The 12,498-nt window shown below is 63.7% G+C and carries 11 protein-coding genes; 4 read left to right on the top strand and 7 right to left on the bottom strand.

Annotated features, from left to right (window positions below):
• Positions 1-6 precede the first annotated feature (6 nt).
• On the bottom strand, positions 7-1,767 hold the full coding sequence (locus ACFOOR_RS01560; protein ID WP_343163505.1) for an N-acyl-D-amino-acid deacylase family protein: 1,761 nt from the start codon (positions 1,765-1,767) through the stop codon (positions 7-9).
• Positions 1,764-2,699 carry a bile acid:sodium symporter family protein gene (locus ACFOOR_RS01555; RefSeq protein ID WP_343163506.1) on the bottom strand — a complete coding sequence of 312 codons (936 nt, stop codon included), beginning with the start codon at positions 2,697-2,699 and terminating at the stop codon, positions 1,764-1,766. The genes ACFOOR_RS01560 and ACFOOR_RS01555 overlap by 4 nt, the downstream gene beginning before the upstream one ends.
• 119 nt (positions 2,700-2,818) lie before the next feature.
• Between ACFOOR_RS01555 and ACFOOR_RS01550 the strand changes: the two genes are divergently transcribed.
• The 3 genes from ACFOOR_RS01550 (at position 2,819) to ACFOOR_RS01540 (ending at position 5,569) form a co-directional block, all read left to right on the top strand.
• On the top strand, positions 2,819-4,048 hold the full coding sequence (locus tag ACFOOR_RS01550) for a parallel beta-helix domain-containing protein (RefSeq protein WP_343163507.1): 1,230 nt from the start codon (positions 2,819-2,821) through the stop codon (positions 4,046-4,048).
• A complete protein-coding gene (locus ACFOOR_RS01545) occupies positions 4,048-5,169 on the top strand; it encodes an SO2930 family diheme c-type cytochrome (RefSeq protein WP_343163508.1) in 1,122 nt (373 codons plus the stop codon). Before ACFOOR_RS01550 ends, ACFOOR_RS01545 begins: the two co-directional genes overlap by 1 nt.
• 88 nt (positions 5,170-5,257) lie before the next feature.
• Positions 5,258-5,569, top strand: coding sequence for a hypothetical protein (locus ACFOOR_RS01540; RefSeq protein WP_343163509.1), 312 nt, complete (start codon positions 5,258-5,260; stop codon positions 5,567-5,569).
• A gap of 49 nt (positions 5,570-5,618) precedes the next feature.
• On the opposite strand, the gene ACFOOR_RS01535 is transcribed toward ACFOOR_RS01540, so the two are convergent.
• The 4 genes from ACFOOR_RS01535 to ACFOOR_RS01520 all read right to left on the bottom strand — a co-directional run bounded on the left by ACFOOR_RS01535 (position 5,619) and on the right by ACFOOR_RS01520 (position 10,653).
• The gene (locus tag ACFOOR_RS01535) at positions 5,619-7,466 is read right to left on the bottom strand and encodes an ABC transporter ATP-binding protein (protein ID WP_343163510.1); all 1,848 of its coding nucleotides are present in this window, start codon (positions 7,464-7,466) and stop codon (positions 5,619-5,621) included.
• Between the two features lie 22 nt (positions 7,467-7,488).
• Positions 7,489-8,919 (bottom strand): sulfotransferase family protein, encoded by a 1,431-nt coding sequence (locus ACFOOR_RS01530; protein ID WP_343163511.1) that lies wholly within the window; start codon positions 8,917-8,919, stop codon positions 7,489-7,491.
• 5 nt (positions 8,920-8,924) lie between these two features.
• Positions 8,925-9,758 carry a sulfotransferase gene (locus ACFOOR_RS01525; RefSeq protein ID WP_343163512.1) on the bottom strand — a complete coding sequence of 278 codons (834 nt, stop codon included), beginning with the start codon at positions 9,756-9,758 and terminating at the stop codon, positions 8,925-8,927.
• A gap of 109 nt (positions 9,759-9,867) precedes the next feature.
• The gene (locus tag ACFOOR_RS01520) at positions 9,868-10,653 is read right to left on the bottom strand and encodes an enoyl-CoA hydratase-related protein (protein WP_343163513.1); all 786 of its coding nucleotides are present in this window, start codon (positions 10,651-10,653) and stop codon (positions 9,868-9,870) included.
• A gap of 84 nt (positions 10,654-10,737) precedes the next feature.
• Here ACFOOR_RS01520 and ACFOOR_RS01515 point away from each other — a divergent pair, with 84 nt between their 5' ends.
• Complete coding sequence (locus ACFOOR_RS01515) at positions 10,738-11,952, top strand: TIGR03862 family flavoprotein (RefSeq protein ID WP_343163514.1); 1,215 nt, start codon at positions 10,738-10,740, stop codon at positions 11,950-11,952.
• On the opposite strand, the gene ACFOOR_RS01510 is transcribed toward ACFOOR_RS01515, so the two are convergent.
• Complete coding sequence (locus tag ACFOOR_RS01510) at positions 11,939-12,490, bottom strand: phosphoribosyltransferase (protein ID WP_343163515.1); 552 nt, start codon at positions 12,488-12,490, stop codon at positions 11,939-11,941. The genes ACFOOR_RS01515 and ACFOOR_RS01510 overlap by 14 nt on opposite strands.
• Positions 12,491-12,498 lie beyond the last annotated feature (8 nt).

Here is a 12,498-nt window from a genome sequence, read left to right as displayed (position 1 = left end):
GAGGCATCACCGCCCAGCCCGCACCAGACGACCCGGACGTTCATCCGTCACGACATCGTTGAGCACCACCGGCACGCCCGAGACCAGTGTTGCGCGATAGCCCTTCGCCTTCTGAAGCAGGCGCTGACCACCCGCGGGCAGGTCCTTGACCATGTAGGGCGGCAGCACGTTCAGCCGGTCATGATCGATGACGTTCAGGTCTGCCTTCTGGCCGATCTTGATCCGGCCGCGATCGTTGAGACCGAGATAATCCGTGATGTCCGAGGTCAGCATCTGTACCGCGCGCGGCAGGGGTATGCGTGGTCCCCGGGTGCGGTCCCGTGTCCAGTAACTCATCAGATAGGTCGGGGTGGAGGCATCGCAGATCGTGCCGACATGGGCGCCGCCATCGCCCAGACCCTGCAGCGCCTGGGGGTGGGTCATCATGGCGTGGACGTTGCCGTAATCGCCCTCGGTGTAGTTGTAGATCGGGAAGTAGATCAGTTCCTGACCGTCGCGCTCCAGCACGGTGTCGTAGAGCTTTTCCATCAGCGGAATGCCTTCGCGCGCGGCCTGCGCGGCGAGCGATTGTTCGGGCGGCTGTTCGTAGTCCGGATTGTCGCCCAGCCGGAACAGCTTGGTCGCGACGAAGTCGATGTGCTCCATCAGGAGGTCGGCGAGCGGCGGTACGGATGAGCCCGGACCGGACAGCTTGTCGGTCTTCTCCGCCAGGATCTGCGCCTTGAATTCCGGTGTCTTCATGACCGCGACCCGCTCCTCGAAGGGCAGGTGGGCGATCGTCTTGTAGCTCGGATAGCCCATGAAGAAGTGGAAGGTGCATTGCAGGCCGAGAAAGACGCCGATGCCGCGCGGGGCGACCTGCACGCGCATGTCCACGCCCTGGCGTTTCATCTCCTCGGCCTTGGCGAGAATCCGTTTCCACTGGTCGGGGGCGAAGTCGCGCTGCATCAGCGACATTGAGAAGGGGCGCCCGCCGGCGGCCTTCACATAGGCTTCCAGGACTTTCCACTCGGCCTCGAAGCGGTCGCCCTCGCGTTCGAGGTCGAAATCACTGACCGCCTGCACCACGCCATGGCCGAGACCTTCGAAGGCGGAGGCGATGCCCGACAGTTCGCGCGCGGTGGCTTCAGATGACGGCGTGAAATCACCATCGGCGGTCTTGTGGACGTCGCTGCGGCCGGTGGAGAAGCCGATCGCCCCGGCCTCCATCGCGGCGCGGACGAGGTCGCGCATGGTCGCGATGTCTTCGTCGGTTGCGTCCTCATCGGCGATGGCGCGGTCGCCCATTACATAGACGCGGAGCGGGTCGTGACCGATATGGACCGCGATGTCGATGGTGCGGTTCTGCGCTTCGAGTGCGTTCATGTATTCGGGGAAGCTGTCCCAGTTCCACTTCAGGCCCTCGGCCAGCGCCGTGCCGGGAATATCCTCGACGCCTTCCATCAGCTTGATCAGGCGCTCGTGATCGCTCTGATGCACGGGCGCAAAGCCGACGCCGCAATTGCCCATGACCGTCGTGGTGACGCCGTGGCAGACCGAAGGCTCCAGCCGGTCGTCCCAGGTCGCCTGGCCGTCATAGTGACTGTGCAGGTCGATGAAGCCCGGCGTGACGATGCAGCCCGCCGCATCGATCGTGCGGTTCGCGTCGCCCAGATCCGAACCGATGCCGGCGATCCGGCCGCCGGTGATGCCGATATCGGCCCTATAGGGTTCGCCGCCATCTCCGTCATGGATCAGGCCGCCGGTGATTTTCTGATCAAACGTCATTCTGCCGAACTCCCCGAAGCGGTGCGCCTGGCATTCCAGGCGCGAAAAGCTGTGGCCAGCGACAAGCCGGCGACAAGATGCCAGATGGCCCAGGTCGCCGTCACGGCGGCTGCGCCCCCGAGGCCGTTGAACTGAGCCAGAAGGATGACGAGGCCGAGGCCGGAATTCTGGATGCCGATCTCGAAGGTCAGGGCGCGGCGCGAGGGCGGGTCGAGGCGCAGGACGCGGCCGGAAGCGGCCCCGAGCGAGAAGGCGACGGCATTGTGGATCACCGCCACGGGGACGATGATCAGGCCGGTCGCCATCACGATCGCCCAGTTTCCCTTCAGCCCGATGACGATCAGGGCAAGAATGATGAGTATGGCCAGCGTCTGGAAGACGGGCTGTAGCCGGTCGGCGAGCCCGGGCAATTTCGCACGCACCCACATGCCGAGTGCCAGCGGCACGGCGAGCATGGTCGCGACCTGAACGAGGAAGGGCAGCGGATCGACATCGATCTGGTGGATCAGTTCGGCGGTCGGGGGATAAAGGCTCGCCCAGAACAGGATGGAGAGCGGCGTGACCAGGAAGGCCATTGCGCTCGACATGCCCGTCAGCGCGACCGAGTAGGCCACGTTTCCGCGCGCCAGCATGACGAAGAGGTTCGAGACATTGCCGCCCGGACAGCACGCCACGACGATCATGCCGAGCGCGACCGACGGTGTCGGCGCGATCAGTGCGGCGAGGGCGAGCGTAACCAGCGGCAGGCCGATCACCTGGGTGGCGACACCGCCGAAGAACATTTTCGGATGGGTTTTCAGAAAGGCGAAATCGGAGACACGAAGTGACAGCGCGACCGCGAACATCATCACGGCCAATGCGATCGCGAGTCCGATCTCGCTGCCCTGGCCGAGCGTGACATTCGCGGAATCGATCAAGGCCGTGTCCGTCATCTCTCCCCGTTTCCGCACCGTTTGCCGGTGTCATCTGCGAGGGTGACGGACGCCCGACTCCTCGCCTAGAGTGAACGCAGTTCACCATGCGAGTGAGCAGGAACAAAGGGGGAGAGCGCATGAAAGCGCACTGGATCGCCATTCTGGCCGGATCGGGGCTGCTCGTGACCGCCTGCGGCGGTGAGCCGCAGGGCCGCGACGTCTCGGACGCCGATACCGGCTACCAGACCACGTTGATGGAGCAATTGCTGGACGCCCAGCCCGGCGACGTGATCGAGATCCCCGCCGGCGTGTTCAGCTTCGACCGCTCCCTGTCGCTGACGGTCGACGGGGTGACGATCCGCGGTGCCGGCATGGACGAGACGATCCTGTCCTTCGCGAACCAGGCATCCGGGGCGGAAGGCCTCCTCGTTACCGCCAGCGATTTCACCATCGAGGACCTCGCCATCGAGGACACGAATGGCGACGCCCTGAAGATCAACGAAGGCGAGAACATCATCATCCGCCGCGTCCGCACCGAGTGGACGAACGGACCCGACACCGACAACGGTGCCTACGGCATCTACCCGGTCCAGACCACCAATGTGCTGATCGACGGCGCGGTGGCGATCGGGGCGTCGGATGCCGGCATCTATGTCGGCCAGTCGCGCAATGTGATCGTCCGCAACAGCCGCGCCGAACGCAATGTCGCCGGGATCGAAATCGAGAACACGGAAGGCGCCGATGTCTACGGCAATGTCGCGACGGAAAACACCGGCGGCATCCTGGTGTTCAACATGCCGAACCTGCCCCAGCCGGGACGTCAGACCCGCGTGTTCGACAATCAGGTGTTCAACAACAACACCCGCAATTTCGGCCATCCGGGCACGCCGGTCGCAAGTGTTCCGGCCGGCTCGGGCATCGTGATCAACTCCAATGATGACGTGGAGATCTTCAACAACGATATCCGGGATCACCGGACGGCCAACATCATCATCTCCAGCGTCTATTCGACGGGCTATTCCGACCTCGGTACCCGTGAGGATTTCGACCCCTATCCGGAAGGCATCTACATCCATTCCAACACGCTCGGGGAGGGCGGGAACAATCCCGACAATCTCGAGCTTCAGGCGCTGCGGCTGGCCATGTTCGGCATCAATGGCCGCATTCCCGACGTGCTCTGGGACGGCTATTTCGATGCCGGCAAGCAGGTGAACGGAACAATGCCGGACGCGCTTCGCATCTGCATCGACAACGGCGATGCGGAGATGCTCAACGCAGACGGTCCGGGCGGCTACGGCAATCCGCGCATGGCGGAGGATTATCGCTGCCAGCTCGATCCGCTGCCGGAAATCAACCTGCCCTTCTGATGCGCCGGATTCTCGCTGTTCTCGGCTTCGTTTTGCTGGCGTCCTGCCAGTCGGATGAGGGTGCGCCGACGCCGCAATTTCATGCGACCGAGAACCCGCAATCGCTGAGTGAATGGGGCATGTTGCGCGCCACGCGCGACACGCTGCTGACCGGGTCCGGCGTCGAGCCCTACGACCTCAACACGCCGTTGTTTTCGGATCATGCCGGCAAGTTCCGCACGATCTGGATGCCGGAAGGGGCGAGCGCTCGCTACAGTGAGGAGGAGGTTTTCGACTTCCCGGTCGGGACGGTCATCACCAAGACATTCTATTATCCGGTCGCGGAAGACGGGCAGCTGTTGCGCGGTGACCGTCCCGCGGACATCTGGGCCGCGCCGGACACGCTCGACCTTGCCAGCGTTCATCTGGTCGAGACCCGCATTCTCGTGAGGCGCGAGACTGGCTGGGTCGCACTGCCCTATGTCTGGAATGAAGACCAGACTGATGCCGTCCTGATGCGGACCGGCGACATGCAGCATTTCGTGCTGGCCGATGGCGGCGGGGAGATCGAGGTGAATTACCTCGTCCCCAACGCCAACCAGTGCCAGGGCTGCCATGCGACCAACAACACGACACGCGAGATCCAGCCGATCGGTCCGGCGGCACGGCATCTCAATCGCGACTTCGATTATGGCGACGGACCGGTGAACCAGATCGATCACCTGGTCGCGGCCGGATATCTGACCGGTGCACCGTCACCGGACGAGGCGCCGCAGGCCCCGGACTGGACCGATACGCGCGTGCCGGTTGAGGCGCGCGCCCGGGCGTGGCTCGACATCAATTGCGCGCATTGCCACAACCCGGCGGGGTCGGCGGATACGTCCGGGCTGTATCTCGATCCGGGAACGCCGATGGGGCCGAATTTCGGCCTGTGCAAGGTGCCGATCGCGGCCGGACCGGGGTCCGGTGGCCACCGCTTCGACATCGTTCCGGGACGGCCCGAAGAGAGCATCCTGATCTTCCGGATGGAGTCGCTCAGGCCTGACGTGATGATGCCGGAGCTCGGCCGGTCGGTGATCCATGAGGAGAGTTTGGCGCTTCTCCGCGACTGGATTTCGGGCCTCGAGGGCGACTGTTCATAAATTCGCGATTGATCGCCGGTTCGGTCCTGCTAGCTTCGTGTCAGGCGCGAGGGACTGGGGAAAATTCGCGCAACAGGGGAGAATCCAAATGTTTCTGACCACCATTCTGGCCGTACTGACGCTTCAGACCTCCGGCATGGAGGCGCTGCTGCAGTTCGATCTGCATGTCGCGTCGCCGTCTGGCGAATATACCGTCACGTTCAACGAAGACGGCACGTACACATCCAATGCCGGCATCGAGGGCACGTGGGAAGTCGTCGAGGGCGAGCTCTGCACGACCCGCTCCACCGGCGAACATGCCTGCCAGCCGCTTGCCGACGCACCGGCCGAGGCGGGTGCCAGCTGGACCGGAACGAACACGGCCGGCGAGACGGTGACCTTCACGCTCGTCGAGCGGTGATCGATCCAGACCTGCATGACTGGAAGGGGCCGCCATCGCGCGGCCCTTTCTATTTCGCGCCGGCTCCGCTCTCGCGGTAGAACTCGCCCTGCTGGTCGAACAGCTTGCGATAGCGGCCACGGCGGGCAATGAGCTCGTCATGTGTGCCGGTCTCGACGATCCGACCCTTGTCGAGCACGACGATCCGGTCGCAGTGCTGCAGGTTGGACAGGCGGTGGCTGATCAGGATGAGCGTGCGCTGCTCCCGGCGTGCAAGTTCCAGGAATTCCGCCTCGGCCTCGGGGTCGAGCGCAGCGGTGGGCTCGTCGAGGATCAGGATATCGGCATTCGTGCGCAGCATGGCGCGGGCGAGGGCAAGGCGCTGCCACTGGCCGCCCGAAAGCTCGCGCCCGTCTAGAAATCGCTTCGAGAGACGGGTTTCGAGGCCCTCGGGCAAATCAGCAACAAGCGGGCCGGCGAGACCGCGTTCAGCCGCCGCGAGCAGGGCGGCCGGGTCGGTGATGCGCAGGCCCTCGCCCATGGCGATATTCTCGCCGACGGTCATCTTGTAGCGCTGAAACGGCTGGAACAGTGTCGCCGTACGGGCGGCGAGGGCGGTCCAGTCCCAATCCTTCAGTTCGGTACCGTCGAGTGTGATGCGACCGGATGTGGGCGTGTACAGTCCCATGAGAAGCCGGACGAGTGTGGTCTTGCCCGATCCGTTTGCCCCAACGAGACCAAGCTGGGTGCCTGGGGCAACGTCGAAGCTGATCGCTTCCAGCGCCGGCCGGTTCGCGCCCGGATAGGCAAAGGCGACATCTTCCAGACGGAATCCTTCGCCAGGGCGGACCCCCTGTTTCGCGGTGCCGGTGCGTTCGGGTTCCGCGATGGCGAGAAGATCGTAGAGGTTGGAGATGTAGAGCAGGTCCTCATATCCCCCGCCCACGGAGGTGAGCATGGATGACAGCGTGTTCTGGCCCTGACGCAGCACGGTCACCAGCATGGTCATCTGCCCGAGCGTGGTGGCCCCGCCAATGGTGACGAGGACGATCCAGACCTTGCCGCTGAAGAAAATCACCGAGGAGACGACACCGAGCGCAACGGCCCAGCTGGCGCGGCGCGCCTGCAGCCGGCGGTCCTGTCCGAACAGCCATGAGAAGAGGTGTTCGTATCGCGACAGGATCTGTGGATCCGCGGCGGAATGGATGCGTTCCGGCGCCGAGGTGTCGCTGGTCATCAGCGTCTCGAGATAGGAGCGCTCGCGCATCTCGGGCGTTCGGCCGGTATGGAAGCGAAAGAGGTGACCCGAGAAATTCACCTCGCTGAAGAAAAGCGGCAAGCCGCCAGCCAATACGATCAGCACCGCCCAGGGCGAAAACGTCCACAGCACGGCCGCAAAGGCAACCAGCGTGATGGCATGCTGCGCCGTCTCGAAGATGCGGTTCACAAGACCATAGGGCCGGGAGGCCGCGTGCTGTTTGGCGAGGAGTATCTGCTGCTGGATCGCGGCGTCCTCGAGCTGCGGCAGATCCATGCGCAGCGTTTTTTCATAGATGAGGTGGCTGACCGCATAGCCCAGACGTGCGGCGAGCAGACTCTTCAGGAAGGTCAGACCGCGGCGCACCGCGAACATCGAGGCCAGCACGCCCGCCTCCACCGCGACCCAGTAAAGCGCGGTGTTCCTATCGGCTGCGGCACCGCTGTCGATCGCAGCCAGAACCGAGTCGATGATTTCCTTTGCCACCCAGGCGGCCGCTGCGGGCAAAAGCGCGAGGACGACGGTCAGGCCCGCAATGCCGATCGCCAGCCAGCGGTCATTGGCCCAGACGAGGCCGAGCGCCCGCAGGCCGTAGCCGATCCCGTCCCGGAGGGACGGGGTCTCGATATCGTCGAATGGCGTGTCGGCCGCGCGGGCCATGGGCATTCGTCCTTGCAGCGGGTCAGGCGACCGCGACTGCCGCCTCGGCCCGGGCCTGATCGACCTTCTGGCTCATCACTGCCCCCTTGTGCGGGAAAGGTTGGGCAGGTTTCGGGCGGTTGAGGAAGGGGGCCAGTTTTTCGAACCCTTCGCCGCCGACCACGTCGATGATGAGCAGATCGCCGGGACGGTCCTTGAAGTATTCCTTCACCTCGGCCACGTGGCGGTCATAGACCCAGGAGAAGCGGTCGGGCACGAAAGTGTAGCAACCGAAAACGGCCGAACGCAGGAATTGCCGCATCAGAAGATGGGTTTCCTCGTCGGGATCGTCGGTCGGTGCAAAGGCCGGGCGGTTGAACCAATGGTTCTGGCACGAGCGCAGCCAGCTGTCCTTGTCGCGAACGGTGAGGATGAATTTCGACCCGGGATACTGTTTGTCGAACTGCTGGTAGAAGGGAACGGTCGTGATGTCGGTCAGGCCGTCATAATCCTTGAACAGCGACAGATCGTACTGGCCGTTCGACAATTCGGTGTAGGTGTCCTCGTCGATCGGGTAGTGGCTGCAGTCCCAACCGAGAATCTGAAGTGCTGACGTCAGGCTGCGCGTGCCGGTACGGCTGAGGCCGATGCCGAACACCTTGGGCTTGTCGGGATCCGACCCGAAGCCGAGCCGGTGTTCGTTGCGCGAGATCCATGTGTCGAGCTCGGCCATCGTGAACTCGCCTTTTTCGGCAATCCCCAGACGCGCCATTTCCGCTGCGGCGTGTTTCGGAAGGTCCTTGATGAAGGCATGGACTTCTTCGGACGACGACCCGTGCGGGCACATCTTGCGGGCAAATTCGATCGCGTCGCGGGCAATCTTGTAATCGTCGGCTTCGCCATTGGGGGCGGGCCAGCGTTTCATCGCCATCGAAAGGCGTCGGTATTGCTCGTCAGTACGACTGCGCAGTTCGCGCAGCGCGTATTTCTGGAAGACGTGCCGGTAATACTGGAAGTGGTCGTGGAGGATTTCGAAATTCCGGAATTGTTTCGACAGGCGCAGCGGCTTCATCGCCAGATTGCGCAGGCGCGATTCCGGGCGAAGCACGTATTTCAAATCGTCCTGGGGCACCGGCGTGGCAGCCATCTGACGGACAAGGTCGATGCGAGTGATGTGAAGACCGCAATGGATCCGCCCGCGGAAACGATCCGAAACATAGGCGTCGACATAGGCCGCATCGCACTGGTCGATGAATTCGCGCATTTCCTCAAGGATGAGGCAGTCCGCGTCGAGATAGACGACATAGTCGCACTCGTGCGGGATCTGCAGCATCTGGTTCACGCATTCGGTGAACGGACGCACATCGTCCATGATAAAGATGTTTTCCGGACGGATATGCTTCTTGGCGAGTTCGAGCGCGATGTCTCGCGTGCGTTCGTCGACTTGCCGGAACACCAGATCAACCTTGGCCATGCGTCCTATTCCCCCCACTTCAGGGATGTGTTGAAGCGTCCCGCGACCTGCTCGAACAGGGCGGCGTGCTCGGGTTTCATTTCTCGCTTCCAGCGAAGATCGAGGCTGATCCCGCCGGAATGATCCTTGTAGTAGTCTCGCGTGCGGTTCGGCAGCGACACGAAGCTGTCAGCCGACTGCTGACGCGCCACCAGAAACTGGGTGCCGTTATTGCCGCCGAGCGGATGGTGCGGCCGGGCAGCGAAATCGAGCATTTCAGGCTGAAACTCAATGCCCGCCACGTCGCAAATCTGCCGCGCCGCCGTTTCCGGGTCGCTGGCAAATTCCTCGTATCGGATACGGATCTTCGGCCCCTCGAAGCCCGAAAAAAGAGCTTCGGACCGATCGACCTGAGCCATCCAGTCGAGGATTTGCTGTTCTGGATCGCGATCGGGGTATTTGCGCAGACGGGAATTGATTACCGCGCGGCCGTCGCGCAGCAGAAGCACCAGAGCGGCGCGGTCGCCCGTGGCCTTCAGTTCGTCGGTGCGCGCCTCGATCCAGTCCGGATTCTTCGTCGAGTCGACGATGATCGACGAAGCCGTGTGCGCCGCAATCTGCCGGTAGAGCGGCTGGCTCCGGTCCCAGTGAAAGCTGGACCAGACTTCGCAGGGCTCGCCGCAGATCTTGCAGACACGCTTCTTGAGAGGCTTCTTTTCGTCGTGCAGGTAACGGATTTTCGCGCCTTCGCCGACATAGAAAGCGCCCGGCGCACTGCCGAGCACCATGCCCAGAAGGGTCGAGCCGGAATGACCGGCTCCGCAGATCGAAATGCCCGTAATAACTTTACCCGGCGCCATGGCGCTCGCCCGCACGGCTCGGCCGGTCCCACACCGCCAAGCGTCCCCTCGCGTGGCCTCTTGGACGGCGTTTCGTATAAAAACGCAAGCGGATTCAGCCGAAACGCGACTAGCGTCCGTGAAAATTTGCAGGGCGCTTTTCCAGGAAGGCTGCCACGCCTTCAGCGAAGTCCGCCGTGCGGCCGGCATCGCGTTGATCCCGGCGTTCGCAGGCGAGATGGTCTTCAAAACCCGATTGCAGCGCCGACCAGGCGGCCCGCCGTGTCCGTCCGAGCGCAAAGGTCGGACCGGCGGCGAGGCGGGCAGCGATTTCCAGTCCAGTTTGCTCGACTGTCGCGTCGGGGACGACCCGGTTGACCAGCCCCCAGTCCAACGCGGTCCGGGACGGGATTTTTTCAGCCAGAAGCATCGCTTCCAGAGCCCGGGCCTTGCCGGCACCGGATGTCAGCAGAAAGGCAGCTCCACCGTCCGGCACCAGTCCGATACGTGTGAAGGCCTGCAGGAAATAGGCGCTCTCGCCTGCCACGATCAGGTCGCAGGCCAGGGCAAGCGAACATCCGACCCCTGCCGCCGGACCGTTGACGGCGGCGACGATCGGAACGGGAAGGTCCCGGATCGTCAAAAGCAGCGGATTATATCCCTGTTCGAGAGTCGCCCCGAGATCGGGACCGTTCTCGTCAGCTGGAACCGGATCGCCCGAGGCCAGGTCGGCGCCCGACGAGAAAGCCCGATCGCCGCCGGTGAGCAGCACCGACCGTGCATCGCCGATTTCGTTCAGCGCCGCGCGAAGCTCCGCGACGGTCCTTGCCGCCATCGCATTCATGCGCTCCGGGCGGTTGAACCGGACGACCGCGACATCGCCATGGCGCTCGACAAGGATATGGGCATCAGACATCGGGACCTCCTGCTATGGGCAAGGCTAGCGTTCGAAGGCCCGACTGTCTTGCGTCACGGATGAAGCCCGTCCAGAACCGCGCGAATGACGATCAGCGCACCCGACATCGCCATCATTGGAGCCGGTCCGGCCGGACTGTTCGCTGCCGAATACCTGTCATCGAGGGGCTTCTCCGTTCGGATATTCGACCGGATGCCGACCCCTGGCCGGAAATTCCTGATGGCGGGGCGCGGCGGGCTCAATCTCACGCACAGCGAGGAACTGGACGCATTTCTCTCTCGCTACCGGCCTTCCCATCCACTGATCGAAACGGCGATCCGTGCCTTTCCGCCCGCCGCGCTTCGACAATGGTGCGAAGATCTGGGTCGGGACACCTTCATCGGATCGTCCGGCCGGGTTTTCCCGAAGGTGATGAAGGCGTCGCCTCTGCTCAGGGTGTGGCGTGCGCGGCTCGAGGCGCAAGGTGTCGAACTGGCCCTGCGCCATGACTGGACGGGTTGGGACGGGCTCGGCGCGCTGACCTTTGATACGCCGGATGGCGCCGTTGCCGTAAAACCCCGGGCGACGCTGCTGGCACTGGGCGGTGCCAGCTGGCCGCGACTGGGCAGTGATGGCGGCTGGGCGGGCTTGCTCGCGCAACGCGGCGTCGCGATAGCGCCGTTTCAGCCGTCCAATTCCGGATTCCTCGCCGATTGGTCCGCCGAGTTTCGATCGCGCCATGCCGGACAGCCGCTGAAACACGTAATCCTGTCGTTCGGCGGCCGTCAGGTCACGGGCGACGCGATGATTTCGGCCTACGGGATCGAGGGCGGGGCGGTCTATGCCCTCTCGGCCGAACTCCGGGACGCCCTGAAATCGGGGACCGTCACCCTCCATGCCGATCTGCGACCCGGGGTGGAGCGAGCGATTCTCGCGTCGCGCCTGGCGTCGGGCCGGAAGGGTGAATCCATGGCCAATCGGCTTCGAAAATCAGCGGGATTGTCCCCGGTTTCGGCTGGCCTGCTGCGGGAGGCGATCCATCCCCTGCCGAGGGCGGCCGATGCACTGGCGTCATTGATCAAGGCCTGTCCGATCCGGCTGACAGGGGTGACCGGCCTTGATCGGGCGATCTCATCGGCGGGTGGCATTCAATTCGCGGCGATTGACGACGACTTCATGTTGAAGCCAGTTCCCGCAGTCTTCGCGGCCGGTGAAATGCTCGATTGGGAAGCGCCGACCGGCGGCTATCTGTTGCAGGCCTGTTTCGCGACGGGCGTTGCCGCAGCGAGGGGAATCGAACGCTTTCTCAGCGATCGATGAGCCCCGCCGGCTTGTGTATCGCGATCTCGTCATCGCCAAGGCCGCAAAGTTCATGCGGAAAGACCAGCCACTCGTCCGATTCCCGGACGAAATAGTCGGGCTTGCGATCGGTTCTGTTCCGGCTCGGCTTGTACCAGACCGTCGCGATCCGGATGCCGGCAGGTTCGTTGTCGCCGCATCGTTCATGCAGCGCGGCCTCGAGCGCCACCGCGCTGCGACCGGTATCGAACACGTCGTCGACAAGCAGCACCCGGTCATCCGGACCCAGTTGTTCGACGAAATATCCGAGGCCATGGATCCGGACTTCGGGATGGCTCTGGTCGATCCCGTAATAGGCCGAGGTTCGCACGGCGATATGGTCGGTCGCCAGCCCTTTCCAGGCGAGAAATTCCTGCACCGCGATGCCGGGAAGTGCGCCTCCACGCCAGACCCCGATGATGTGCGTGGGCTCGTAGCCGCTCTCAAGCACCTGCCGCGCCAGCGCAAAGGAATCGCGGAGCAGGTCTTCGGCGCTGATGAATCGTTTCGTGAGCGTCATCGCTGTTT

It is taken from the genome of Hyphobacterium vulgare, assembly GCF_042643335.1.
Classification (GTDB): Bacteria; Pseudomonadota; Alphaproteobacteria; order Caulobacterales; family Maricaulaceae; genus Hyphobacterium; species Hyphobacterium vulgare.
Note: the sequence above shows the minus strand (reverse complement) of the source record. Positions and strands in the feature narration are given on the sequence as shown.